Here is a 25,562-nt window from a genome sequence, read left to right on the forward strand (position 1 = left end):
AATATTTGCCGCCGTTTCGGGCGAACTTTTCCAGTCTAGCCTCACCCCGCTCTGCAGTGCAAATCGGCGTATCGGCGGCAACCGGACCCACCAACACCACCACCAGAATCTCGCGACCCGGTGAAGAAGTTGAAGGGAGTTTGCCCTTCGCGGCCTGGCCGCTCGGACTCGACATAAGTTACGCATCGTGGAACTGAACGTCAAATCTGCAGGTCAGGAAGGTAGCCGGGCGGCGCTCGCGGATTCTTGCAACGATGGCTCCATGAACCAGGTGCTTTCAGGCCTCGCGTCGCGACTGTTTCTCGACGCCGCGCGTCCCTTGGTCGATTCGCGGATCGCCGCATCGAGCCGGCCGTTCGACGGCGGTGAGCCGTTCCGGCCTTATCCGTCGTCTCGGCTCTGGTCGGTCGTTCACTACGGAGTGTTCGTTCCGCGCCTTCCCGATCCCTATCGCTACGTGAACACGATGACGTTCATCGGCCCGACGGGTACCGAAGCGTTCGACAACGACGAACTCGCGACCTCCGACGTTCGTGGACTCGCCACAGTGCTGTCGTCCACCGCGTCGAACGATCTGCATCACTACGCCGGCTACGACTCCCGCACGGACTGCGACTTCGCCGCGGACGGCTCGATCCTGCGGTGGGGCGATGACCTGACGCTCACCATCGACGGCGAGCACGTTCGTGTGGCTGGACGGTACGAGACGTTCGAGGTCGATCTGGATCTTCAACTGACCGACCAGGTGTCGTACTTCGTACGCACTCCCATCTACCAACACCTGAGCCTGCTCGCTCCGTATACGGGAACGATCCGCGATTCGACGGGGTCCACCGCGGTTTCGGGTCTGGGGACTTTTGAGTACGCCAGGGCGATGGGACACCAGGCGGCGGTGTCGAAGGCTCTCCCGAGCGCTTTGAAACTCCCCGTCGATCTGTTCACGTACCAGGTGATCGAGCTCGACGAACGGACTCAGCTCCTTCTCACCGACGTCCAGGCTCGCGGCCGCACGGCGTGCCGTCTCCTTCATGTACGTGTCCTCGGCGAGGAGACGTCGGTCTATGAGGACGTCACGTTCGAGGTGACCGCCTGGGATCGGCCGCAGACCGACCGGTGGGGCCGGACCATGCGCGTTCCGCAGACGATGCGCTGGACGGTTCGAGACGGGGCCTCCGTGGTGTTCCGGATCGACGCGACAGTCGACAGTCCACTCCGGTTCGGTCATGGCCGGGGGTACGTCTCCGCCTACTCGTACGACGGCGTCTTCCGGGGCGCCCCGGTGGCCGGTTCGGGCTACATGGAGTGGGTCGACACACGGAGCATCGGCAGCAGGTAGTCGCGAGCCACGGCCGCGAGCTGGTCGGCGTCATCGAGGTCGACCAACCCGCCGGGTGTCGTGACGAACGACCCGGCGATGCGGGCGATCATCTCGGCGGCCATGTCGGGGTCGACGCCTGCGTCGAGATTGCCCGCCCGTTGTTCGCTCCGCAAGGCTTGTGCGACGAAGGCGCTGACCACGTACATGTTGCGCCCGTCGCCACCGCCGACGAGCCCGGGGACCAGTGCGGGGTCGTCGTCGATGAGGCGTTTGATCAACGGGTTCGACCAGATCCTCTGCACCGACGTGACGAAACCCGTCACGACGCGGTCGGCCAGCGATTCCGACTCCGCCATCGCCTGCGTGAAGTAGCGGAAGTACGCCTCGAGTTCGCGGCCGATGACTTCGTCGACGAGTGCGTCTTTGCTCTCGAACTTGCGGTAGATGGTGATCCTCGAGGTGCCTGCGCGTTTTGCCACGTCTTCCATGGACGTTCGCGCGATGCCGTCGATGCAGAACTGATGAAACGCTGCGTCGACGAGCTTGTCGCGTGTCGCGTCGACTGGACGTGGGCCCACCCCGTCTATCGCACGTCGTGTCGCGCGCTCGATCAACGATCGCGGAGCCCCGTTCTCGTCTGCCGTCATCGCGTCGACCCTACCCTTTCCGACCAACTCCTTGTGATCGTCATCACGAGGTGCTATCCATGTTACAGATCGAGATGATTTGTTACATCGGCATCTGTCGGGGATGCGTACGGAGGGTATGAGCATGGAGCATGTGACACGACGCAACGTGTTGAAGGCGACGGCCGGAGCAGGGGCACTACTGGCGGCAGGGTCGGCGACACCGTGGACCTGGTCGCCCGCCGGGTCGGTTCCGGGAACCGGTACCGGAGCCGATCCCAAGAAGGCTTGGGACCCCGAACCAGACGAACTGATCGCCGACGTCTACAAACGCGGCGACGTCGGAAAGGTCAACCGCGCGCTGCGGGCGTGGACGAAGAACGAGCAGCCGCTCCCCGCGGGCTTGTCGGGTGATCTGCGCGACTTCGTCGAACGTTCTCGACGCCTCCCGGCCTGGGCCGATCGCGACAAGCTCGCCGACGCAGTGACGTTCAACCAGAAGCGCGGTACGTATCTCGGCGCCCTGTACGGCTTCGCCAGCGGCATGATGAGCGCCGTCATCCCGCATGAGGCCAGGGCCGTCTACTACTCGCGAGGCGGCGCACAGATGAAGGACCGAATCTCCAAGACGGCGAAACTCGGCTACGACATCGGCTCGCTGAACGCATATGCGCCATCCGGGGAGATGTCGGTGACCTGCGTGAAGACCCGCCTCATTCATTCGGCCGTCCGGCACCTCCTCCCCCAGTCAGCACACTGGTCGAGCGTGTCGGGTCAAACGGTGCCGATCACACAGGCCGACATGATGGTCACGTGGCACAGTCTGCCGACCACTGTCATGCGCATGCTGAACCGGTGGCAGGTACCGCTCAAACACGCCGAGTCGGAGGGCTTCCTGCATTCATGGCAGGTGGCCGGCCACATGCTCGGCATCGAGGACCAGTACATCCCTGCGACGTGGGCCACCGCTGAGACTCAGGCGAAGCAGGTTCTCGACCCCGTGCTGAAGGCGACGCCCGAGGGAATCGAGATCGCCGACATGCTGCGCGATCTCGGCATGCAGCTCGATCTGACACTCCTCAGCCGCGGCGTGCTCGGGTCACTCACCCGTTTCATGCTCGGCGACAAGATCGCGAACGACCTGCGTATTCCGCGCGAACCCGTGTGGGATCCGCTCTTGAACGCCGCATGGGGGCCGTTCATCTTGGTCCGCGAGGGCGTGCTTCAGGCCGGTATGCCGAAGGAGGCGTACTGGACGTTCGACGAGATGCTCCGCCAGTTCGTGCTGTTGTACATGGCGGAGTTGCGCATGCCGATCAGCATCGAGCTGCCCGGTGGCAACAATCCGCACTACAAGTAGGATCGGACAGACGACTCGGCCCCGCACTCGATGACGAGCGCGGGGCCGAAACGGCGGTCACTTCCCGACCGGGACTCCCAGCATCGTCGCGAGCGGGTTGACGATGAACGACGGTCCGAGTTCACGCAGTGCGCCTGCGGTGACGAATGTGCTCGGGGTGGTCTTGACGTCGCACCCGGACGCGACAGGCACACCCGCCATCCGACGATCGAGCCAAGACAGTGCGGCTGGCCCGCCGAGGATCAGTTCGATCCCGTGAGTCGAACTGATCTGGGGAATCGGATTCGGCGGCAGCTGTTCCCGTCGGTACGTCACTCGGCTGCCCGCCCGGCAGTACGAGCGGACGAGCTTGTCAGTACCCGTGATCGGCGCGACCTCTTCGGTGATTCCGTTGTAGATGTAGAGGGGCACTGTGCTTCCACGCCCGGTGACTCCGCGCGCCGCGATGGTCTTCTTGATCACCGGGTCCCGCAGGACCACGTTCACAGGCTTGGTCAGGAAGTTCCGGTAGTCGAACCACAGGTTCTCGACGATGTTCTCGACGACGCACCGGCTCAGGGTGCGCTTGATCTTGGCCTTGCCCGCAGGTGTCAGGTACTTGTTCAGCGCCTTCGTGAACTCCGACGAGTCCTTGCCGAGCGCGCCGAGCGCAATCGGGATCAGTCCGGCGAGCGGGGTGAAGTTGACCGACTTCAACGACGCAGCGAGATCACGCTCGGGCGCGCCGAAAGCTGCGCCGACGATGTTCAGTTCGGGCGCGTAGGTCGGCTGTTCCTCGACGGCCCAACTACTGGCGATCGCTCCGCCGGAGTATCCCCAGAGCGCGGTGGGGCTCGACGTCGACAGTCCGGACTTCGCGAACGACTGCGCGGCGCGGACACCGTCGAGCACCGCGTATCCGGGCTGATGCGGGGTGAGGAACGTGTTGCGGGATCCACCGTGATCGGGAATCGCGACCGCCCAGCCCTTGGCGAGACCCGCCGACGCCAGCAGCATCTCGGCCGCCGGATTGTTCAGTGTGACCGGCCCCTTCGGCGTTGTCAGGTCGATGGGCGCGCCCTTGGTGAGCTGGTACGACGGTGCACAGGTCGAGTCGACAGCGTCGGTCGCCGCTTGGTAGGAGAGGAGCTTCGACGGCCGCTTGCCTCTCGGAACAATGACCGTGGTGGTCGTGACGTCGGGTGCGCCGTTCATATCCGTCGTCCGATACAGCAGCTGCCACGAATCGGCGTTGAGCGGGAGCGCCTGCAGGCTCTTCACCGCAACACGCCGAGACCGGATGACGGTTCCCGGTTTCAGATCGGCGACGCCGGCCGGGACCGCGAAGAATCCAGTCGTCGGCTGATGCGGAGCTGCCGACGACTGTGGCGTTCCCGTCACCGGAGCGACCGCGAGCGCCAGCGCTGCGACCGCGGTCGGCACGAGCCACCGAGTCAGTGTTCTCACCATCTGAAGATCCTCCCCATCGACACCATCATGGGCGGCCCCGATGCCACCATAAATAGACATGATGTGTATCTATGGAGCGATAGAATGCCATCGACCGATGTCGAAGTCAATGGAAGGACGTGGCCGACTTGGCCAAGGGCGCACCGACCCGCACCCGCACTGTCGCGTCGATCATGAGCGCAGGCTGGGATCTGTTCGCGAACAAGGGGTTTCACGCTACGTCGATCGACCAGATCTGCTCGGCGGCGGCGCTGTCACGAGGCACGTTCTACCTGCACTTCAAGAACAAGGAAGCCCTGTTCCTCGCCTTGTTCGAACAACACGCGGAGCGGGAGGTGGCGCGGATCGAGAGCGCCATCACCAGTTCCGCAGGCGACGTGGACGCCGCATTGCTGTCGACCCTCGAGTCCCTTTTCGCCAACAGCGAGGAGTCGCGCCGATGGGCGATGGTGTCGACCGAGTTCACGCTCGCCGCCGCACGCGATCCGGCATTGGCCGAACGGCTCACCACTTTCGAGGACGCATTGGCCGCGCGTCTAGAGACCGCTCTGGCGCCGATCCTCGAGCGATCAGGCGCCGACGCGGCGCGGGCTGCACTCCTTCCGACATTCATCGTCGCGCTTCACGAAGGACTCATGCTGCAGCAGGTCGTCACCCGCGATCGATCGCTGACGCGAGCCGTCCTCACCGAGTTCCTACCGCAAGCCCTCGGCCCGCGTCAGTGAGGCTCCACGTGCGTGAGCGCGAGGTCGACGACGTCCGCACGGTCTGATGCGTCAAGCGCCCGCACATCGGCGATCGGCATCCAGACTGCGCGTTCTGTGGTTCCGTCGATCTCGGTGGTGCCCAGGACACCGCCGGTGATCGTTCCCGCGAACACGAACCGCTGCAGTCGGACCGGCCCTCTCGTCGCCGAGGCCGGAACCGCGGAGTGGTCGGAATCGAGCATCGCGCCCAGTTCGATGAGGTATCCGGTCTCTTCGTAAACCTCCCGAACCGCGGCATCGTGCAGCGACTCGTCGAATTCGACCCCACCGCCGGGCATCGTCCAGCACGGAGCCTGCGTCGCCGTTCCCCGAAACCGCGACAGCAGGATCTGTCCGCGGTCGGTGAGAAGTACGTACGACGCCAGGCGAGTGTGGTACTCGGTGAAATGCATGCACCCAGGCTATCCGGCAAGCGCGCAGGTCAGCCTTTCTCACGCGCGAGGTTCGCCATTCTGCCCGTCACGGAGTACCAGTCCCCGTCCCCGTCGGCGAAGACCTCGTCGAGCATCACCATCTGCGTGTGCGTGAGACGTCGCTCGAGGTCGGAGCCCGCGTCCGTCGCAGTGAGCCGCCGCACCCGTCGATCACCCGGATCCGAGGCATTGACCACGAGGCCACGTACCTCGAGGTCCTTGATCGGCCGATGGAGAGCCTGTTTGGTGACGTCGAGGAGTGCCACCAGTTCCCCGATGGACATGCCGGGACGGCGGCATACGAAGTAGAGGACTCGATGATGCGTGCGGCCCAGTCCGCTCGCCGCCAGGATCTCGTCCGGAAGAGCGGTGAACGCGCGATAGCCGAAGTACAGGTCTTCGATCGCCTGGCGGAGCACCGCCTCACGATTTTGGTCAAACATCTTGACGTACCTCCCGGAACCGCGCAGAATCACGGCAACCTAATTGACCTATTGGCGAAAGAGGATGACCATGCCGACGTTCTCCGATCGTATCGACGGCCTCCGCCCGTCACCCATCCGAACCGTCCTGAGTGTTGTCGACCGCCCCGGAATGGTGTCCTTCGCGGGCGGCCTGCCTGCCGCTGCTGCACTTCCCGCCTGGTCCGGCAGTGTCGGCCCCGAGACGCTGCAGTACGGAGCCAGCGAAGGCGAGCCCGCGTTGCGACGCGCAGTCGCCGACCACCTCCGTGCCCTCGGGGTCGACACCACCGCCGATCGGGTGATCATCCTCAGCGGCAGCCAGCAGGGAATCGACCTCGTCGCAAAACTGATGATCGACGCGGGAACGATCACCGCCGTCGACGACCCGACATATCTCGCTGCACTGCAGGTCTTTCGCCTGTACGGCGCGGACTTCACCGGACTGGACGACACGGGACTCGCCGACGCGTCGCTGGCGTACGTCGTCCCCACCTTCGCCAACCCGACCGGAGCATGCGCATCGGGCCCCGAGCGCGACCGCATCGCCGACACATGTCGCGAGAACGGAACCGTCCTGTTCGAAGACGACCCCTACCGCGAGCTGGCATACGCCGACGTCGACCGGACCCCGATAGTCGCGCGAATGCACGGCGCCTCCTGGATCTACCAGGGATCGTTCTCCAAGACCTTCGCCCCTGGCCTCCGGCTCGGCTTCATGACGGCGTCACCCGACCTGTTCGACCGTCTGGTCATGCTCAAGCAGGCCGTCGACCTGCACAGTTCACGCCTGTCCCAGCAGATAGTCCTCGACGCGATCACCGGATCCGGTTGGCAGGATCGTCTCGACTCCCTTGTGGACTTCTATCGCGATCGACGGGACGGGTTCGACGAGCTGCTCCGCACGCACTTCGCCGACCTGGCCGACTGGACCAGCCCGCCGGGTGGACTGTTCTTCTGGCTCCGACTGCTCGAGCCCATCGACACCCGCCGCCTTCTCGACGAGGCCGTCGGCCGCGGCGTCGCATTCATGCCCGGCGAGGAGTTCTACGCGGGTCCGCCCATGCTGGGGACCATGCGCTTGAACTTCAGCCACGCCGACCACGACGACGCCGACCGCGGACTGCGCATCCTGGCCGACTTGGTCGCCGAACGCTTCGATCGGCGCGGCTCGTGAGGCAAGATGTGCGGATGAACCTCTGGCAGGGCGAGCAGGCATTCACATCGCGTCCCAACAAGATCGTCAGCATCGACGGCGCAGCACAGCGCAAGGTGGTCGGACGCAAGTCGCTCGGCGACTGGAAGCCCGAAGCGCGTGGGCACGACGCGCTCGCAACGATCCTGGCGCAGAACACGATTCGTGATCAGCGGCTCTTACCGCTTCGCCACGGCCGAATGGCGGCGACCCCGTGGACCTATTACCGCGGCGCCGCGGCTGTGATGGCCGCCGACCTCGCGTCGTCGCCGAACACCGGCATCACTGTTCAACTCTGCGGTGACGCGCATGTCCTCAATTTCGGTCTCTGGAAGACCCCCGAACGGAACCTCGCATTCGACCTGCGTGACTTCGACGAGACGCTCCCCGGCCCGTTCGAATGGGACGTCAAGCGCTTCCTCGCCAGCCTGGTGATCCTCGCCAGGTCGAACGGCGTCGAGAAGCACGCGAAGGCGGCCGTCGCCGCAGGCTTCGCCGGCTACCGGGACTGGATCGCGCGCTACTCGACGTGGCCGGAGATCGACATCTGGTACGACAGCGTCAGCACCGAGCAACTCCTCGACTATGCGACCGACGACGACGATCACAAACTGGACAAGCTGATCGAGAAGCGCGCCGAGAAGCGTTCGAGCCGAGGCGCGTTCCGCAAGCTGACCGACGTCGTCGACGGCGTCCAACGCATCACCGAAGACCCTCCGTACCGAACACACGCCCTCCGGGATCACGTGGGTGAGCTCGAATCGATCATCACCCAGTACCAGGAGTCGGTGCCCGACCACATCTCCTCCTTGTGGTCGCGTTTCGACCTCGTCGACGCGGTACAGCAGGTGGTCGGCGTCGGCAGCGTCGGCATGCGCGTGTTCCTGACCCTGAGCGAGGAGCGCCGCACCGGCGACCCGATGTTCCTACAGGTCAAGCAGGCCGCACCGTCGGTGTACGAGCAGTTCCTCGGCGAGAGCCCGTATGACAATCACGGCTCCAGGGTGATCCACGGGCAGCGCATGATCCAGAGCGCGACCGACATGTTCGTCGGATGGACGTCGATCGGCGACGACACCGACCAGCGCATGGACTTCTACGTCCGTCAGTTCCGCGACGGCAAGGTGATTCCGAAGGGCGAGATGATCGCGCCGCGCCTGTCCCAGTTCGCCACCGCGTGCGGCCACGTCCTCGCCCGCGCCCACGCACGCAGCGGTGACGTCCAGGCGATTCACGACTACCTCGGGAACTCGGACAAGGCCGCCGACGCGTTCGGACGTTTCGCGTTCGCCTACGCCGACCAGAACGATCGAGACCACGCTCAACTGGCGAAGGCTGTCGAAGACGGATCCGTCGACGCTGTCGAAGGCTGGCCGGGACGGTAGTCACCAGCTGAAATATGCCGGCACCATGACGTTCTGGTGTGAACGTCATGATGCCGAGGTCAGAACGCATTCCACGAAACTGCTCCGCCGCCAGGACTCGAACCTGAAATGCCTGAACCAAAATCAGGAGTGTTGCCGATTACACCACGGCGGAATGCTGCCCGATTGAGTTTGCCACAGTCGTCCGACACGGACGCGACCGCCTGGTACAACCCACGTCTGCGCGTTGTACATCGATATAGAACGCCCTCATCTATAAAGAGTATGAACGCGAGTGTGACCTCCACGTCGGCCCGAGCCCAACCCCGTCGACGGCCGGCCGGGACGGTAGCCACCAACTGAGAAGACGTCGGCACCGCGAACGCCACGGTGCCGCTCAACCCACGCTCAACCGCATAGAATCGACGATATATCTGAACGCGTCCCATCACTCCAACGGCAGGTCATCGTGAGCACACCACTCCCCTCCGCCCGCGGACGGCATATGCAATTGCCCGACGCGGTCGCCGGCTTCGTACGCGAGAAGATCATGTCCGGGCAGATGAAGCCAGGCGAGTTCCTGCGGATGGAACCGATCGCCGAGATGGTCGGCGTGTCTATCACTCCCGTGCGCGAGGGCCTGCTGCGTTTGTCGAGTGAAGGATTCGTGACGGCTGTCCCGCGCCGCGGATTCATGGTCGCCACGTTCACTCGGCAGGACGTCCGCGACCTGTTCTGGGCACAGTCGAGCCTGTCCGGCGAACTCGCCGCTCGCGCCGCTGAGCGAATTTCTGACGAGCAGCTCCGGCAGCTCGAGGAAGTCATGGAACGCTGCGATGACGCGATCGAGTCCGGTGACACCGAGGCGATCGGCGTCATGGGACATCAGTTCCACCGATTGATCAACCTCGCCGCCGACTCCGATCGACTCGCCCGTCTCCTTGCTTCAATCGTCAAACACTTGCCGAACTCCTTCTACGCATCGATCGAGTCGCACGTTCGGGCCGTCGCACCAGAACACCACGAACTATTCGAGGCGTTGAAAGCGCGGGACTCGACTCGCGCGCGTGAGGTGACTGAACGACACATCATCAACAGTGCCGACTACGTCATCGCCATGCTCGAGAAGCAGGGACTGTGGGAAGACTCCGACTAGCAGGGACCACATCGTTCGCGTTGGAGTTCGCGTCGGTCCTGTCCGGCGATGTGCTCTGGACTCGCTACACGACCCGCCGCTGAGCAGTGAGGGCGATCCTCCTCCTCGGATAGCGGGACATTCGCCGCTTCCGGCAGTGAGAATGGACCCATGCCCGTTCCCAGTGCGCGTCGACGACAGATAACGGAGGTCGTCGCCGACGACCTGCGGATCCAGATCATGACCGGTCGGCTCCGGTCCGGCGACTTCGTCCGGCTCGACGAGACCGCGATCGCGTACGGGTGCAGCGTCACTCCGGTCCGCGAGGCACTGGTGACCCTGCGCGGGGAGGGCCTCGTCCGGTCCTCACGTCATCGAGGCTTCATCGTCGAGGCGCTGACGAAGCGAGACGTCGCGGACATCTTCTGGATTCAGGCGGAACTGTCGGCGCGTCTGGCGACGCAGGCAGCCGACTCCGACGACATCCCCGACCGTCTCACTGAGTTGACTGCGATCGTCGACACCATCGAGACCGCGGTCAAGGCAGGCGAACCCGACGACGTGATCGCCGGAGAGTTCGCCTTTCACCGGACCATCAACATCATGGCCGACAGCAAGAAGGTCGCGTGGTTTCTGACTGCTGCCAGCCGGTACAGCCCGTACGACGTGTACGTGCACGACCGCGCCTGGGGCGAGAGCGCCGTCGCAAGTCACCGCCGCCTGATCAACCTGCTGGCAGACCGCGACAAGGCCGGCATCGCCGACGAGATCCGAACCCAGTTCGGCAACGCTCGCGACCGGCTGGTGGAGCATCTCGAATCTGTCGGATTCTGGCCTGACTCCCCGAGTGCGTAGGATTCGTCACCGCAGTGGACAACGTCTGAAGCGAAGGATCACCGATGAGCAGTCTGCCCGCGACAACGGGAATCGCGGTCGTCGTCCTGGCCGCCGGAGCCGGCACCCGGATGAAGTCGAAGACCCCCAAGATTCTGCACCGCATCGGCGGACGGTCCCTCGTCGGACACGCTCTGCACGGTGCCAACGGGATCTCGCCGCATGCCCTCGTAGGTGTCGTCAGCCATGAGCGCGCCCGCGTGATCGCAGAGATCGACTCCGTCGCAGGCGAACTCGGCCGAGACGTGCTGATCGCCGAACAGGACCTGCCGCGTGGCACCGGTGACGCTGCCCGCGTCGGACTGACCGCACTGCCCGACTTCCACGGCACCGTCCTCGTCACGGTCGCCGACGCCCCTCTCCTCGACGCGACAACGCTCGGAGCTCTCGTCGACACGCACACGGCGGGAGACGGCGCCGCCGTCACGCTCACCAGCTTCGTCGTCGCCGATCCCACCGGGTACGGGCGGATCGTCCGCGATGGCGACAGCGCGGTGACCGCGATCGTCGAGCACAAGGACGCATCCCACGCCGAGCTGGCGATCACCGAGGTCAACGCGGGCATCTACGCGTTCGACGCCGACGTCCTCCGAACGGCGCTCGCCGGACTGTCGACCGACAACGCGCAGGGCGAGTTCTACCTGACCGACGTCGTCCAGATCGCCCGCGACTCAGGCCGAGTGGTCCGCGCACACGTCGTCGACGACCCGTCCGTCGTCGCAGGCTGCAACGACCGCGCACAACTCGCGGACCTCGGCGCCGAACTCAATCGACGCACCGTCCGCCGCCACATGCTCGCAGGCGTCACAGTCGTCGATCCGGCGACCACGTGGATCGATGTCGACGTGGTCCTCGGCCAGGATGTGCACATCGACCCGGGCACCCAGCTCCGCGGACGATGCGTGATCGCGGACGACGCCGTCATCGGGCCGGACACCACCCTCACCGACGTCGTCGTCGGACAGGGAGCGTCGGTGATCCGCACGCACGGAACCGGCGCGATCATCGGCGCGGGCGCCGACATCGGCCCGTTCGCCTACCTTCGGCCCGGCACCGACCTCGGCGACTCGGGGAAGATCGGCGCGTTCGTCGAGACCAAGAACGCCCAGATCGGCACCGGGACCAAGATCCCGCATCTCACCTACGTCGGCGACGCCGAGATCGGCGAATTCACGAACATCGGCGCATCGAGCGTCTTCGTGAACTACGACGGCGTGAACAAGCACAAGACGATCGTCGGCTCCCATTGCCGGACCGGCTCGGACAACATGTTCGTGGCACCGCTCACGATCGGTGACGGTGTGTACACGGGTGCGGGTACCGTGCTCCGAGGGGATGTCCCTGCGGGTGCACTCGCGGTGTCAGCTGGATCACAGCGCATCATTGAAGACTGGGTGCCGACCAAGCGCCCCGGAACGGCGGCTGCAGACGCGGCCGTCCGCGCCAAGAACGACCTCGATCAGGAGAATAAGAGCTAGCCGATGACATCTTGGACCACCGACAACCAGAAGAATCTGATGCTGTTCGCCGGTCGGGCGCACCCCGAGCTGGCTCAGGCGGTCTCCGACGCCCTCGGCGTCCCCGTCACTCCGCAGACGGCGCGCGACTTCGCCAACGGCGAGATCTTCGTCCGCTTCGAGGACTCGGTCCGCGGCAGCGACGCCTTCGTCCTGCAGAGCTGCCCGTACCCCATGAACCAGTGGATCATGGAGACGCTCATCATGATCGACGCGCTCAAGCGCGGGTCGGCCAAGCGCATCACCGCCATCCTGCCGTTCTACCCGTACGCCCGCCAGGACAAGAAGCACCGCGGGCGCGAGCCGATCTCGGCCCGCCTCATCGCCGACCTGTTCAAGACTGCGGGCGCCGACCGGATCATCACGGTCGACCTGCACACCGACCAGATCCAGGGCTTCTTCGACGGCCCGGTCGATCACATGCACGCTCAGGGCCAGCTCGCCGAGTACGTGCGCAACAAGTACGGCACCGAGAACATCTGCGTCGTGTCGCCTGACGCCGGCCGCGTGAAGGTCGGCGAGAAGTGGGCCGACTCCCTCGACGGCGCGCCGATGGCGTTCGTACACAAGACGCGTGACCCCGATGTGCCGAACCAGATCAAGTCGAACCGCGTGGTCGGCGACGTGTCGGGCAAGACCTGCGTTCTGATCGACGACATGATCGACACCGGCGGCACCATCGCAGGCGCCGTCAACGTCCTCAAGGAGGCCGGTGCGGGCGACGTCATCATCGCCACCACGCACGGCGTGTTCTCGCACCCGGCCGCCGAGCGCCTCGCCAACTGCGGCGCACGCGAAGTGATCGCCACCGACACCCTGCCGATCCCCGAGGACAAGCAGTTCGACAACCTCACGGTCCTCTCGATCGCGCCGCTACTGGCCCAGACCATCCGAGAGGTCTTCGAGAACGGCTCGGTCACCAGCCTGTTCAACGGCGTCGCGTAACGTCCCGTTCGTCAATCGCTCCCCGTCAGGCTCGCATTCCGGACTCCCCGTCCGATCGATCCGCCTGGCGGGGAGCTATTTGCGTAGACGCGCCGCCACCACGACTCCACCCACCAGCAGCACGAGGGCACCGAACGCCCACAGCGCCACCATCCACCCGGGCCGGACCAGCGCAGTGCCGACGCTCGCATCCGAATGAGTTGCATCGGGCACATCGGCGTGGGTCGGCTCCAATCGCGGTCCCGCCGATGGCGGGATGACGGTGGGCAACCCGTAATTGCTGCAAGAGACGGCACTCCACGCCCCACGGTGCCCGCCGAGGACAACGGTGTCGGTCGCACCGATCGTGAGTTCCACCCCGCATGCCGGCCCTTGCGACGCGGTCGAGACTTCGATGTACGCGGGTACGACGGTCTTGTACGAGTAGTCGACCTGGAAGACGTACGTGCGGTCCATGCCGTCGGCCGATTCCGACGCCGACACGGCCCGCCCGGAGACGATCGCGTCCGCCCTCGCGACTGTCTCTTCGGCGGTCATCGGCGCACAACTGCAGGCACACGCCTTCCCCGCCGTGGCCCATGAAGCTCCCAGCGTGGTCGCCACCAGCCCGATGACAAGTGCGATTCTCCACAGTCCCCTCATGATCCGACCGTAGCGCGAAACCTCGCGGCACTAGGCTGGTCTGGTGGACGCAACGATCTATCACAATCCCCGCTGCTCGACGTCGCGGAAGACGCTGGACAAGCTCACCGAAGCCGGCGTCGAGGTGACCGTCGTCAAGTACCTCACCGAGGGCTGGACCCGAGAGCAGCTGCAAAAGCTCTTCAGCGACGCCGGACTCACCGCGAGCCAGGCCGTCCGCAAGCGGGAGTCGCTCTACACCGAACTCGACCTCGCCAACTCGTCCGACGATCAGATTCTCGACGCGATGGTCGCCAACCCGGTTCTGGTGGAGCGCCCCTTCGTCGTCACCGACAAGGGCACCCGCCTCGCCCGCCCGATCCAGGACGTCGACGACATCCTCTGATGCCCAATGACTGAAATCGTCCCCGTGAGAGTGGTCCGAGGGCGAATCGCCCTCGGACAGTGCACTGGGGGACGATTTCAGTCAGCCGACGCCGTGGAAGGAGCGGTTGAGGCCCGGAACGACGACGCCGACGACGGCGCGGGCGAAGCCCTTGGTGCAGTCGAAGAAGTCGAAGTAGTCGCGCCAGACGACGATCTGACCGTCGCGGACCTCGAAACGGCCGCACACCCAGAACCGGATCTTCAACGGTCCCGCTCGCAGTTCGTCCAACCGCTCGGTGAGGACAACGGCGCCGTCGGCCGCGACGGACAGGAATTCGACGTCGAATCCGACTCCAGGTGAGTTCAGCTTCCGCATGACCGGCGCGAACCGCCGCATCCCGCGGACGGTGGGCAGGGAGACGTTCGTGTAGACGATGTCGTCGTGGACGTCGGTGAGCGCGGCGTCGACGTCGCCGCGGGCGAGCGCCGTGAGAAAGTGTCGGACCAGGTCAGCAGGATTCTGTGAGGTCATTCCCCCATGGTATTGTGTCTCCCGTTGTCACGGCGAGGGTGATCTGATCACCGTTATCGGCGCGATTGCGCAGACCTCCACTGCCTTGTGCGGATGAGATCGCGTGTCGAGGCCGCTAGTCGCGGCGCCACCGATTCTCGAAACCGATTGGAGGACACCATGTCCAACACCTCGAAGCTGTCTGCTTCCATCCGTACCGGCAAGGGCAAGGGCGACGCCCGCCGCGCTCGCCGCGAGGGCCAGGTCCCCGCCGTGCTCTACGGCCACGGCACCACCCCGCAGCACCTCCTTCTGCCGGCACGCGACCTCGCTGCCATCCTGCGTAACAACGGCCTCAACGCCATCATCGATCTGGACATCGAGGGTGCGAGCCAGCTCGCACTCACCAAGCAGGTCGACGTCCACGCACTGCGCAACTACATCGAGCACGTCGACCTCGTCGTCGTGAAGCGCGGCGAGAAGGTCACCGTCGAGGTCTCCATCGCCGTCGAAGGCGACGCCGTCTCCGGCACCCTGGTCGTCCAGGACGCCAGCGTCGTCGAGATCGAGGCAGAGGCTCTGCACATCCCCGAGCAGATCGTCGTCTCGGTCGAGGGCCTCGGTGCGGGTTCGTCCATCACCGCAGCCGATCTCGTTCTGCCCGAGGGCAGCACCCTGGTCTCGGACCCGGGCACCCTGATCGTCGCCGTCAACGAGCCCAAGGGCTCCAGCTCGGACGACGCAGAAGCCGAGGGCGACGACGCAGAAGCGGCCGCAGAGTAATTCTGCCGCTTCATCAGTGAAACTGATTGTCGGACTGGGTAACCCCGGTCCCTCCTACGAGAAGACCAGGCACAACATCGGCGCAATGGTCGCCGACAGCCTGGTCTTCTCGTATGGAGAGAAGTTCTCCGTTCACAAGCGCTCCGGCGCCGAGACGGCGACCGTCCGCATCGGCGGAGAGCCCGTCCTCGTCGCGAAAGCACGGGCGTACATGAACGTGACGGGCCGCCAGATCGGCCCGCTCGCCGCCTACTATTCGGTGGCCCCCGCCGACCTCATCGTCTTGCACGACGAGTTGGACATCGACTTCGGTCAGGTCCGACTCAAACAGGGCGGCGGAGAAGGCGGCCACAACGGACTCCGGTCCATCACCTCAGCCGTCGGCACGCGTGACTACCTCCGCGTCCGTCTCGGCATCGGCCGTCCACCCGGCCGCCAGGACCCCGCGGATTTCGTGCTCAAGCCGTTTCCGTCGGCCGCGAAGAGCGACGTGGAACTCCTCATCGCGAACGGCGTGGACGCAGCCGAACTGCTCGTCCAGAACGGACTCGAAGGGGCACAGAACACCGTCCACGCATGGTGACCGCCCACTGATTACTCGTCGGCACCCGAACCCGGCGGCCGGCCGCGGTTCGGGTGCCGAAGTCGTTTCACGGTGATAGTCGTCCGCGCCTCACCGGCATGAATCTCGTGACGCTCGTCACGAGGGACCCATCTGGGCTAGCATTCACGAACTGGATCGAATGATCCACTAGTGACTGAGGACTCAGGAGACAGCCACCCATGTCGAGCGCCACCCCACCCGACCTGCCCACGCTGCCCGGACGCATCCGTTGGTCGTCCGCCACCGCAGCCTTCCAGATCGAAGGCGCCCGCACCGAAGGCGACCGCGGACGCTCCGTCTGGGACACCTGGGTCGACACCCCCGGCAAGGTGAAGGACGGCTCCACCGCCGAGCCGGGCGCCGACAGTTACCACCGCTGGACCGAAGACGTCGCGCTGGCCAAGGGGCTCGGACTCGATCGCTACCGCTTCTCCATCTCGTGGACGCGCATCCAGCCGGACGGAACCGGGGCGGCCAACAGCGCGGGCCTCGACTACTACTCACGGCTGGTCGACGACCTGCTCGAAGCGGGCGTCACTCCGTTCCCCACCCTGTATCACTGGGACCTGCCCGTTCCCCTGCACGACGCGGGGGGCTGGACAGGTCGCGACGTGGTCGAACGGTTCACCGACTACGCAGGCATCGTCGCCGAACGCCTCGGCGACCGCGTGACGAACTGGTACACCGTCAACGAGCCCGCAATGACAACACTGCAGGGATACGCGGTCGGAGAACTCGCGCCCGGCGAATTCCTCCTGTTCGACGCCATCCCCACCGCCCATCACCAGTTGCTGGCACACGGTCACGCGACGCGTGTGTTCCGCGAACACGGCGCCACCGCCGTGGGCGTCGCGAACAATCACACACACGTCTATCCGCTCACCGACTCCGATGCCGACCGGGCGGCCGCGGTCGCATACGACGCACTGCACAACCGACTCTTCGCCGATCCCGTGTTGACCGGCGAGTACCCGGACATGTCGGCATACGGCGACGTGGACCTGCCGATCCGCGACGGCGACATGGAGATCATCGCCACCCGACCCGACTTCTACGCCGTCAACTACTACAACCCGACCACCGTTGTCGCGACCGCGCCGGACATCCCCATCCCATTCGAGATCGTGCCGACACCCGGCGTCCCGACCACCGGTTTCGGCGCCGATTGGGGAATCAAACCCGACTCGCTGCGCGACCTGCTGATCGACCTCGCCGGCCGCTACCCGAACTTGCCGCCCATCGTGATCAGTGAGAACGGGGCGTCATTCCCTGAACCGGACACAGCGGACGGGGGAATCGACGATGTCGACCGCATCGCGTACATCGACGGTCATATCCGTGCCGTGGGCGAAGCGATGAGCGCCGGGGTGGACATCGAGGAGTACACCGTCTGGTCGCTGCTGGACAATTTCGAATGGGCCGACGGCTACACCCAGCGTTTCGGTCTCACCCACGTCGATTTCGAGACCGCGAAGCGCACGCCCAAGGCGTCGTACGACTGGTATCGCCGAGTGATCGCGGAGAATCGCAAGTGAGCACTGCAATGAAGGCGGGCAGCCGCCGTTGGCTGACCCTGTTCACGGTCGCCTGGCTCGTCATCTGGATGGTTCAGCTGACGCCGCTGCAACTGCTGCTGCCCCTTCAGCTCGACCAGGAGAACTCGCAGGGCGGCGACGAGTGGATCCACACCGTGGTCATCTCGGGCCTGATCCTCGGCGCGGGTGGCCTCGCAGGCGTCATCGCAGGTCCGCTCGCGGGAGCGTGGTCGGACCGCACCGACAGTTCTCGTCTGCCTGAGTGGCTCGGCGGACGACGACGCGTGTGGTCGCTGATCGGCACCTGGCTGATGGCAGTGTTCCTCGTGCTCGTCGGCATCACGCACTCCACCTGGGTCATCGGCGGCGCCTGGATCGGCGTGTGCATCGGTGTCGGCGTGGCGTCGGCGTCGTTCACCGCCCTGATCGCCGACCAACTGCCCGACGACCAGCGCGGCTCCGCATCCGCCGCGGTCGGCGCATCGCAGGCCCTGGGCATCGTTGTCGGCGTGGGCGTGATCGGCAGCCTCGGTCTCGACCCGTGGGCGGGGTACCTGATCCTCGCCGTCCTCATCGCTGTCGTCGGAACGTGGGCCACCTTGCGGCTGCCCGACCCGCCCGTCGACCACCTCGCCGCGCAGAACTCGCTCGACCCCGATCGCGGCCGATGGGATTCGTTGCGAGACAAGGACTTCTCGTGGATGCTGGCCGGGCGTTTCATCGCCAACGTCGGCAACGCGCTCGGCACGTCCCTGTTCCTGTTCTTCCTCCTGTACGGGCTAGACCAGGACAAAGACACGGCCGAGGGAAACCTGATCCTCCTCGTCGTGGTGTACACGGTGTTCGTGGTGATCGCGTCGATCGCCTCCGGTTCGCTCGCCGACCGCGGATGGGATCGTCGTGGCCTGACGATCGTGTCGGCTCTCATCCAGTCGCTGTCGGGTCTGATCATCGTGATCAGCCCGACGTTCACGGCGACGATGATCGGCGCCGCATTCATGGGCGTCGGCTACGGCGCGTTCTCGACAGCCGGTCTCGCGTACGCCACCGACCTGCTGCCCCACGAAGACGACCACGGTCGTGATCTCGGCATCGTCAACACCACCGCAGCGCTCGGCCAACTCGTCGGACCGGTGCTCGGTGCCGGCCTGGTGTCGCTCGTCGGCGGCTTCTGGTTGGTGTTCTTCATGGGCTTCGTGTTGTCGATCGTCGGCGCTCTGGTGACTCTGGGTGCCCGCAAGGTTCCGGCAGTCACTAGAATCAGTTCCACCTGACGGTCGGCGTTCGACCGGACAGACGACAACCCTGCGCTCTACAGAAGGACGATGCACGTGGCGACCCTGGTGACACCCTCGGGACATCCGAATGTGGCGATGCTCGGCATCGGCGCGTACCGACCCAAGCGGCTCGTGACCAACGACGAACTGTGCACCGTGCTCGACTCGTCGGACCAGTGGATCTTCGAGCGCAGCGGCATCCACAACCGCCGATGGATCAGCGGCGACGAGACGATGCGGTCGATGTCGGCCGCCGCAGCCGAGCGCGCGATCACCAACTCCGGAGTCGACCGCGAGAAGATCGACATGCTGATCCTCGCGGCAAGCAGCTGGCCCTACAACGTGCCCCACGGCGCGCCGATCATCGCCTCCGACATCGGCATCAACGGCATCTCCGCGTTCGACGTCTCCGCCGGATGCGGCGGCTTCGGATACGCACTCGGCGTCGCCGCCGACGCCATCCGCGCAGGCAGCGCGAACTATGTGGTCGTCATCGGCGCGGAGACGATGTCCGTCGGCCTCGACGTGACCGATCGCGGCACCGGCTTCATCTTCGGTGACGGTGCGGGCGCGGTGGTCGTCGGCCCGAGTGACGTGAACGGCATCTCCCCGATGGTGTCCGGAAGCGACGGCGACAACGCGGAGGCGATCAGCCAGAACCGCGACACCGTCGAGTACATGGCTCGTGCCGTGGAGTACCAGGGCAAGGATCCCGAGACCGACCCCGTCGGACGTCTGGTGATCAGCATGGAGGGTCCCCGCGTGTTCCGCTGGGCCGCGATCACTCTCCCCAAGGCTTTGACCACGATGCTCACCGAGTCGGGCGCGGGTGTCGACGACATCGAGGTCTTCATCCCCCATCAGGCGAACGCACGCATCAACGAGCTGATGAAGAAGAACCTCGGATTCCCGGACGATCTGCCGATGGCCAATGACATCGAGAACACCGGCAACACGTCGGCCGCGTCGATCCCGCTCGCCATGGAGGAGATGCTCGCGACTGGAAAGGCTCAGGGCGGCCAGACCGCCCTGATCCTCGGATTCGGCGCAGGCCTCTCCTACGCGGGCGGCGTCGTCACGATGCCCCCGGCACCGAAGGTGACCAGCTTCGACGGCCTCGACGACGCCGTCCCCGGCCCCCTCGCAAAGCACCTCCGCATCAGCTGATCGGACCTTTCGACTTCAGGCGTTCTCCTTGCGGAACACTGACGTCCCCCACCAGCCGGCGAGAGCGCTGAGGACGACGGACGCAAGGAGTCCCCAGAGAACCTGCGTCGTCAGCACATCGCCGAGGAACGAACTGCGCACGGCGTCGGTGATCCAGCGGAACGGAATGAAGTCGCTGACTCGCTTGAGCCAATCGGGGCCGATCGTCATCGGGAGCAGGATGCCCGAGAGCAACAGGATCGGCATCATCACCATGTTGATCACGGGCGCCATCACGTCTTCGCTCTTCGTGGTCAGCGCGAGAGCGTTCGACGCGGCGGCGCACGCTCCGCCGACGAGGAGGGTGATGACCAGTCCGACGATCACTCCGCCGACCGGACCACGCATTCCCATCGCGTAACCGAGACCCACGAGGATCAACGCCTGCACCAGCAGTTGCAGGAGGTCACGCAGAATTCGGCCGAACAGCAGCGCCGTACGGCTGGCCGGAGTCACCCGTTCGGCCTCGATGACGCCTTCACGCCACTCGCCGATGAGGCTGAAACCGGCGAACATCGCACCGAAGATCCCGAGCTGCACCAGCAGGCCCGGGACGAAGAACGTGTACGCGTTGTCGCCTGCACCCGGGAACTGAGCCACCAACGGTTTCAGAAGCGGTCCGAACAAGACCAGATACATCACCGGCTGCATGATGCCGATCAGGACCCACGCCGGGTTGCGCAAGTTCATTCGCAACTGACGACGGAAGACGATGTACGACTCGGTGAAGAAGCTCATTGTGCGGTCTCCTGGTCTGCGGCGTCGGGCGTGGACGTCTCGTCGCGCAACGACCGTCCGGTAAGGGTGAGGAACACGTCGTCGAGGGTGGGTTTGACGATCTCGATCGAGTCGAGCGTCGCGCCCCGCGATTCGAGGTCGCGGAGCAGTCCCGGCACGATCCGCGCCGATCCGCGGACGCGAGCGCTGACTGCGCCGCCGTCCACCATGACGTCCGAGCCGACGCCGTCGAGCAGTTGAGCGACACCCGGCACGTGTGCGGTGTCGTCGAACTCGAGTCGGACGAGGTCGCCCGACACCTGCGATTTCAGGTTGTCGGGAGTGTCTGCGGCGACGATGCGCCCGTTGTCGATGATGAGGATCCGGTCGGACAGCGCGTCCGCCTCGTCGAGGTAGTGCGTGGTGAGGAAGACCGTCGCACCCCGGTCGGTCCGGAGTTTCGAGATGTGCTCCCACAAGTTGGCTCGCGCCTGCGGATCGAGGCCGGTGGTCGGTTCGTCGAGGAAGACGAGCGTCGGGTCGTGGATCAGTCCCATCACGATGTCGAGGCGACGTTTCTGTCCACCGGACATGTTCTTGGGCATGCGATCCCAGAGTCCGTCGAGTTGCAGCTCCTCGAAGAGCCGCTTGCCGCGGGCGACGGCGTCTCGCCTGCTCATGCCGTACAGCTGTCCGTGGTCGCTCACCTCGTCGCCCGCGAGCGCCTGGGAGAACGTCGATCCGGCTTGCGAGACGTACCCGATGCTGCGGCGGACGTCCACCGACTGCGTGAGCACGTCGTATCCGTTCACCGTCGCGGTGCCTGCGGTGGGCCGCAGCAGTGTGGTCAGCATTCGCAGGGTCGTCGTCTTGCCTGCGCCGTTCGGCCCGAGGAATCCGACGACTTCTCCCTCGGCGATGTCGAGATCGACGCCGTCGACTGCCCGCACCTCCTTCGCCTGTTTCCCTCTGCCTGTCGTGAAGGTCTGGACCAGACCTCTGGCATGGATCATGTGACGCCTCTCGCTGTCATGGGTGAAGGTTGTCCTCTGTGTCTACCCGAAGGCACCGACAATTCCATTCGATACTTTCGGGTAACCGGGGTCACATGAGACTGTGGAAAGAGCTGTGCCCACAGATGAAGCACCCGTGATCGAAGGAGTCGTCCCATGGTGGACCTTCACGAAGCAGTCGGCATCAAGAACATCTCCATGCTCGGCATCGGCGCCTACCGGCCCGAACGCGTCGTCACCAACGACGAGATCTGCGCGAACATCGACTCGTCCGACGAGTGGATCTTCACCCGCACCGGAATCAAGTCGCGTCGCTTCGCTCGGCGCGACGAGACGGTCGTCGAGATGGGCGTCAACGCCGGACGCACCGCGATCGCGAACGCCCTGCTGTCGCCTGCGGACATCGACGCAGTGATCCTCGCGACGAACACGCACCTCCTACTGACGCCTGCCGGCGCGGTGAAGATCGCGACCGAGCTCGGCGCCAACGGTGTGCCGGCCTTCGACGTGACGGTCGGCTGCGCAGGCTTCGGGTACGCCCTCTCACTGGCCTCCGACATGGTCCGCGGCGGCAGCGCGACCAACGTTCTTGTCGTCGGCGCCGAACAGTTGTCGGTGACGATGGACATGACCGACCGCACCAACTGCTTCATCTTCGGCGACGGTGCAGGTGCCGTGGTCGTGGGTCCGAGCGAGAAGCAGGGTCTCGGACCGGTCGTGTGGGGCAGCGACGGCACGCAGTTCAACGCGATCCGCCAGGACATCGACTGGATCTCGTACATGGATCAGGACGATCACTCGGCACGCCCCTACCTGCGTCTCGAGGGAACCGCGGTGTTCCGGTGGGCGGCGTTCGAGATGGGCAAGGCCGCGCAACGCGCGCTCGACGTGGCGAAGGTCGACGCCAGCGAGATCGACGTGTTCGTCCCCCATCAGGCGAACACGCGCATCAACGATCTGCTCGCTCGCAGCCTGAAGTTCCCGGAGACCACCCGCGTCGCCAACGACATCGAGAACACCGGCAACACGTCGGCGGCGTCCATTCCGTTGGCCATGGAGCAGATGCTGTCGACCGGGCAGGCCAAGCCTGGCGACACCGCGCTGTTGCTCGGCTACGGCGCAGGCCTCAGTTACGCCGCCCAGGTCGTCACGATGCCCCCGATTCCCTTCGAATAGCATTTTGCTGCCACTGCCTGCGGACCGATAGCGTAGACGGGTGAGTTCCGAGGTCATCGGGCGCGAAGTCAAGCGCCGTCGTACGTTCGCCATCATCTCCCATCCCGACGCGGGCAAGTCGACGATGACGGAGGCGCTGGCGCTGCACGCCCGCATGATCAGCGAGGCGGGCGCCGTCCACGGCAAAGGCGGACGACGCTCCACCGTCTCCGACTGGATGGAGATGGAGAAGGCCCGAGGCATCTCAGTCAGTTCGACGGCGCTCCAGTTCAAGTACGCGTGCGAGGCGACCGGCGACGACAAGGACTTCCCGCACGTCATCAACCTGGTCGACACTCCGGGCCACTCGGACTTCTCCGAGGACACCTACCGCGTGCTGACCGCCGTCGACGCCGCGGTCATGCTGATCGACGCCGCGAAGGGCCTCGAGCCGCAGACGCTGAAGCTGTTCCAGGTGTGTCGCCACCGCGGCATCCCAGTGATCACCGTGATCAACAAGTGGGACCGTCCCGGTCAGACGCCGCTGGAATTGATCGACGAGATCAGCGAACGCATCGGTCTGATCCCGACCCCGATGTTCCTGCCCGTCGGCATCGCAGGCGACTTCCGCGGACTGCTCGACCGTCGCACCGGTGACTATGTGAAGTTCACGCGCACCGCGGGCGGCGCCAAGATCGCGCCCGAGGAACTGCTCGACGCGGATGCGGCAGCCCAGGCCGAGGGCGACGCGTGGACCGCTGCCGCCGAGGAGAGCGAACTCCTGTCCGAACTCGGCCAGGACCACGACCAGGAGATGTTCCTGGCAGGTCAGACGTCGCCGATGATCTTCACCTCGGCGATGCTGAACTTCGGCGTCCGCCAGCTGCTGGAGACGCTTGTCGAGTTCGCTCCGCCGCCCCGCGGACGCGAGTCGATCGACGGCGTCGCGCGCGAGGTCACCGACCCGTTCAGCGCCGTCGTGTTCAAGGTCCAGGCTGGCATGGACTCGTCGCACCGCGACCGGCTCGCATACATGCGCATCGTGTCGGGCGAGTTCGAGCGCGGCATGGTCGTCAACCACGCCCAGACCGGCAAGCCGTTCGCGACCAAGTACGCGCAGGCCGTCTTCGGCCGAGACCGCGCCACCGTCGACACCGCATACCCCGGGGACGTCGTCGGTCTGGTCAACGCCATGACCCTCGCCCCCGGCGACACGCTGTATCTCGACCCGAAGGTCCAGTACCCGCCGATCCCGTCGTTCGCGCCGGAGCATTTCTCGTCGCTGCGCGTCACCACCGCCGACAAGTACAAGCAGTTCCGCAAGGCCATCGACCAGCTCGATGCCGAAGGTGTGGTCCAGGTGCTGCGCAACGACATCCGCGGCGACGCCTCGCCGGTGCTCGCCGCTGTCGGACCCATGCAGTTCGAGGTCGTCACGGCGCGCATGAAGGCCGAGTTCAACGTCGACACCATCATCGAGCCGCTGGGATACGCACTCGCCCGCCGCACCGACGAGGCCAGTGTCGCCGAGTTGAATCGTCAGCGCGGCGTCGAGGTGTTCACGCGGAGCGACGGTGCGATCCTCGCACTGTTCAGCGACAAGTGGCGCCTGCAGTACATCGAGAAGGAGCACAAGGACCTCCACCTCGAGCCGCTCGTCGCCGCGGCCGACTGACGTGCGACGTCTCGCTGCGGTCGTCGCTGCGGCACTCCTGCTGACCGGCTGCTCGACGAACGCGGCCGTCGACGAACCGCCTGCTCCGCGGCCCGCGAAGGCGCTGGCCTCCGAGAAGTGCGATGAGCCCACGCCGACCGGGAAGATCGACAGACTCGGCTACGACCTCCGGTTCACGCGCGGCGCCGTCCGCATCAAGATCCGAGACGGCCGCGGCGAGCGATGCGTCCAGTTCGCCAAATGGGGCAACGCGAACATCGACGTTCCGCCGGACTCGCTGCTGTACTACTTCTCCGGTGGGCGCGGCGACGGCACCCAGGTGGAGTTCCGCGCCGTCGACCTGGCGGGCGGCAAACTCCCCGACACTCGTCCGCTCGGGCGGCTCGACCATCCGATCAACGCGACGGTCGGTGTGTCGATCGACGGCGTCTACTACACGTCGCCGACCTGCGCATTGACGTTGACGGTGAGCAACTCCCGTCGCGCGGCCGGGCGGTTCGCGTGCCCGCAGGCTCTCGCTCAGACGGCGAACCCGTTCGACCCGTCCGACGACGTCTCCTTCGACGACCCGCCGGCCTCTCCCCCGCCCGCCACGGCCGTCCTGTCCGGGCGTTTCGACGTCTACTGACGTCGA

At 65.5% G+C, this 25,562-nt stretch carries 26 protein-coding genes and 1 tRNA gene; 18 read left to right on the forward strand and 9 right to left on the reverse strand.

What is annotated here, in order from left to right:
• Positions 1–262 precede the first annotated feature (262 nt).
• Complete coding sequence (locus WFK36_RS16875) at positions 263–1,336, forward strand: DUF6670 family protein (RefSeq protein WP_336793091.1); 1,074 nt, start codon at positions 263–265, stop codon at positions 1,334–1,336.
• On the opposite strand, the gene WFK36_RS16880 is transcribed toward WFK36_RS16875, so the two are convergent.
• Entirely contained in the window at positions 1,294–1,965 is a 672-nt protein-coding gene (locus tag WFK36_RS16880; RefSeq protein WP_336793092.1) for a TetR/AcrR family transcriptional regulator, read from the reverse strand. The two genes, WFK36_RS16875 and WFK36_RS16880, sit on opposite strands and share 43 nt — an antisense overlap.
• 124 nt (positions 1,966–2,089) lie before the next feature.
• On the opposite strand from WFK36_RS16880, the gene WFK36_RS16885 reads away from it, so the two are divergent.
• Positions 2,090–3,304: an oxygenase MpaB family protein gene (locus WFK36_RS16885; protein WP_336793093.1), complete on the forward strand. Its 1,215-nt coding sequence runs from the start codon at positions 2,090–2,092 to the stop codon at positions 3,302–3,304.
• 57 nt (positions 3,305–3,361) lie between these two features.
• On the opposite strand, the gene WFK36_RS16890 is transcribed toward WFK36_RS16885, so the two are convergent.
• The gene (locus tag WFK36_RS16890; RefSeq protein ID WP_336793095.1) at positions 3,362–4,753 is read right to left on the reverse strand and encodes a lipase family protein; all 1,392 of its coding nucleotides are present in this window, start codon (positions 4,751–4,753) and stop codon (positions 3,362–3,364) included.
• A gap of 119 nt (positions 4,754–4,872) precedes the next feature.
• On the opposite strand from WFK36_RS16890, the gene WFK36_RS16895 reads away from it, so the two are divergent.
• Entirely contained in the window at positions 4,873–5,478 is a 606-nt protein-coding gene (locus WFK36_RS16895) for a TetR/AcrR family transcriptional regulator (protein WP_336793096.1), read from the forward strand.
• Here WFK36_RS16895 and WFK36_RS16900 read toward each other — a convergent pair.
• Together WFK36_RS16900 and WFK36_RS16905 are read right to left on the reverse strand one after the other, a co-directional pair.
• Positions 5,472–5,912: an NUDIX hydrolase gene (locus tag WFK36_RS16900; protein ID WP_336793097.1), complete on the reverse strand. Its 441-nt coding sequence runs from the start codon at positions 5,910–5,912 to the stop codon at positions 5,472–5,474. The genes WFK36_RS16895 and WFK36_RS16900 overlap by 7 nt on opposite strands.
• A gap of 29 nt (positions 5,913–5,941) precedes the next feature.
• Entirely contained in the window at positions 5,942–6,376 is a 435-nt protein-coding gene (locus tag WFK36_RS16905; RefSeq protein WP_040520477.1) for a MarR family winged helix-turn-helix transcriptional regulator, read from the reverse strand.
• 70 nt (positions 6,377–6,446) lie between these two features.
• On the opposite strand from WFK36_RS16905, the gene WFK36_RS16910 reads away from it, so the two are divergent.
• Positions 6,447–7,571, forward strand: coding sequence for an aminotransferase-like domain-containing protein (locus WFK36_RS16910; RefSeq protein WP_336793098.1), 1,125 nt, complete (start codon positions 6,447–6,449; stop codon positions 7,569–7,571).
• Between the two features lie 14 nt (positions 7,572–7,585).
• Positions 7,586–8,974 carry a DUF2252 domain-containing protein gene (locus WFK36_RS16915; protein WP_336793099.1) on the forward strand — a complete coding sequence of 463 codons (1,389 nt, stop codon included), beginning with the start codon at positions 7,586–7,588 and terminating at the stop codon, positions 8,972–8,974.
• A gap of 82 nt (positions 8,975–9,056) precedes the next feature.
• Here WFK36_RS16915 and WFK36_RS16920 read toward each other — a convergent pair.
• Positions 9,057–9,128: transfer RNA gene (locus WFK36_RS16920), tRNA-Gln, on the reverse strand.
• Positions 9,129–9,458: 330 nt separating this feature from the next.
• Here WFK36_RS16920 and WFK36_RS16925 point away from each other — a divergent pair.
• The 4 genes from WFK36_RS16925 to WFK36_RS16940 all read left to right on the forward strand — a co-directional run bounded on the left by WFK36_RS16925 (position 9,459) and on the right by WFK36_RS16940 (position 13,444).
• Positions 9,459–10,109 carry a GntR family transcriptional regulator gene (locus tag WFK36_RS16925; RefSeq protein WP_336793478.1) on the forward strand — a complete coding sequence of 217 codons (651 nt, stop codon included), beginning with the start codon at positions 9,459–9,461 and terminating at the stop codon, positions 10,107–10,109.
• 150 nt (positions 10,110–10,259) lie between these two features.
• Entirely contained in the window at positions 10,260–10,943 is a 684-nt protein-coding gene (locus WFK36_RS16930) for a GntR family transcriptional regulator (protein WP_336793100.1), read from the forward strand.
• A gap of 44 nt (positions 10,944–10,987) precedes the next feature.
• Positions 10,988–12,460, forward strand: a complete 1,473-nt coding sequence (glmU, locus tag WFK36_RS16935; RefSeq protein WP_336793101.1) for a bifunctional UDP-N-acetylglucosamine diphosphorylase/glucosamine-1-phosphate N-acetyltransferase GlmU — start codon at positions 10,988–10,990, stop codon at positions 12,458–12,460.
• A gap of 3 nt (positions 12,461–12,463) precedes the next feature.
• A complete protein-coding gene (locus WFK36_RS16940) occupies positions 12,464–13,444 on the forward strand; it encodes a ribose-phosphate diphosphokinase (RefSeq protein WP_336793102.1) in 981 nt (326 codons plus the stop codon).
• Positions 13,445–13,519: 75 nt separating this feature from the next.
• On the opposite strand, the gene WFK36_RS16945 is transcribed toward WFK36_RS16940, so the two are convergent.
• Entirely contained in the window at positions 13,520–14,086 is a 567-nt protein-coding gene (locus tag WFK36_RS16945) for a hypothetical protein (protein WP_336793103.1), read from the reverse strand.
• 43 nt (positions 14,087–14,129) lie between these two features.
• On the opposite strand from WFK36_RS16945, the gene arsC reads away from it, so the two are divergent.
• Entirely contained in the window at positions 14,130–14,471 is a 342-nt protein-coding gene (gene arsC / locus WFK36_RS16950; RefSeq protein ID WP_336793104.1) for an arsenate reductase (glutaredoxin), read from the forward strand.
• A gap of 81 nt (positions 14,472–14,552) precedes the next feature.
• On the opposite strand, the gene WFK36_RS16955 is transcribed toward arsC, so the two are convergent.
• The gene (locus tag WFK36_RS16955; RefSeq protein WP_336793105.1) at positions 14,553–14,984 is read right to left on the reverse strand and encodes a limonene-1,2-epoxide hydrolase family protein; all 432 of its coding nucleotides are present in this window, start codon (positions 14,982–14,984) and stop codon (positions 14,553–14,555) included.
• 159 nt (positions 14,985–15,143) lie between these two features.
• Here WFK36_RS16955 and WFK36_RS16960 point away from each other — a divergent pair, with 159 nt between their 5' ends.
• The 5 genes from WFK36_RS16960 (at position 15,144) to WFK36_RS16980 (ending at position 20,329) form a co-directional block, all read left to right on the forward strand.
• Entirely contained in the window at positions 15,144–15,746 is a 603-nt protein-coding gene (locus WFK36_RS16960; protein WP_336793106.1) for a 50S ribosomal protein L25/general stress protein Ctc, read from the forward strand.
• 16 nt (positions 15,747–15,762) lie between these two features.
• The gene (gene pth / locus WFK36_RS16965) at positions 15,763–16,329 is read left to right on the forward strand and encodes an aminoacyl-tRNA hydrolase (RefSeq protein ID WP_008380677.1); all 567 of its coding nucleotides are present in this window, start codon (positions 15,763–15,765) and stop codon (positions 16,327–16,329) included.
• Positions 16,330–16,529: 200 nt separating this feature from the next.
• Positions 16,530–17,885: a GH1 family beta-glucosidase gene (locus WFK36_RS16970; protein WP_336793107.1), complete on the forward strand. Its 1,356-nt coding sequence runs from the start codon at positions 16,530–16,532 to the stop codon at positions 17,883–17,885.
• Complete coding sequence (locus WFK36_RS16975; protein ID WP_336793108.1) at positions 17,882–19,159, forward strand: MFS transporter; 1,278 nt, start codon at positions 17,882–17,884, stop codon at positions 19,157–19,159. Before WFK36_RS16970 ends, WFK36_RS16975 begins: the two co-directional genes overlap by 4 nt.
• A 51-nt stretch (positions 19,160–19,210) precedes the next feature.
• Positions 19,211–20,329, forward strand: coding sequence for a beta-ketoacyl-ACP synthase 3 (locus WFK36_RS16980; RefSeq protein WP_336793109.1), 1,119 nt, complete (start codon positions 19,211–19,213; stop codon positions 20,327–20,329).
• A 15-nt stretch (positions 20,330–20,344) separates the two neighbouring features.
• On the opposite strand, the gene WFK36_RS16985 is transcribed toward WFK36_RS16980, so the two are convergent.
• A complete protein-coding gene (locus WFK36_RS16985) occupies positions 20,345–21,106 on the reverse strand; it encodes an ABC transporter permease (RefSeq protein ID WP_008380671.1) in 762 nt (253 codons plus the stop codon).
• Positions 21,103–22,098, reverse strand: coding sequence for an ATP-binding cassette domain-containing protein (locus tag WFK36_RS16990; RefSeq protein ID WP_336793110.1), 996 nt, complete (start codon positions 22,096–22,098; stop codon positions 21,103–21,105). The genes WFK36_RS16985 and WFK36_RS16990 overlap by 4 nt, the downstream gene beginning before the upstream one ends.
• A 156-nt stretch (positions 22,099–22,254) precedes the next feature.
• Here WFK36_RS16990 and WFK36_RS16995 point away from each other — a divergent pair, with 156 nt between their 5' ends.
• Genes WFK36_RS16995 through WFK36_RS17005 form a run of 3 tightly spaced genes read left to right on the forward strand, consistent with a single transcriptional unit; the run spans position 22,255 to position 25,556 of the window.
• The gene (locus tag WFK36_RS16995; RefSeq protein WP_008380668.1) at positions 22,255–23,274 is read left to right on the forward strand and encodes a beta-ketoacyl-ACP synthase III; all 1,020 of its coding nucleotides are present in this window, start codon (positions 22,255–22,257) and stop codon (positions 23,272–23,274) included.
• 40 nt (positions 23,275–23,314) lie between these two features.
• Positions 23,315–24,928: a peptide chain release factor 3 gene (locus tag WFK36_RS17000; RefSeq protein WP_336793111.1), complete on the forward strand. Its 1,614-nt coding sequence runs from the start codon at positions 23,315–23,317 to the stop codon at positions 24,926–24,928.
• A 1-nt stretch (position 24,929) separates the two neighbouring features.
• Positions 24,930–25,556 carry a hypothetical protein gene (locus WFK36_RS17005; RefSeq protein ID WP_336793112.1) on the forward strand — a complete coding sequence of 209 codons (627 nt, stop codon included), beginning with the start codon at positions 24,930–24,932 and terminating at the stop codon, positions 25,554–25,556.
• The last annotated feature ends 6 nt before the right edge of the window (positions 25,557–25,562 follow it).

It is taken from the genome of Gordonia malaquae, assembly GCF_037148075.1.
In the GTDB taxonomy this organism is placed as follows: domain Bacteria; phylum Actinomycetota; class Actinomycetes; order Mycobacteriales; family Mycobacteriaceae; genus Gordonia; species Gordonia malaquae.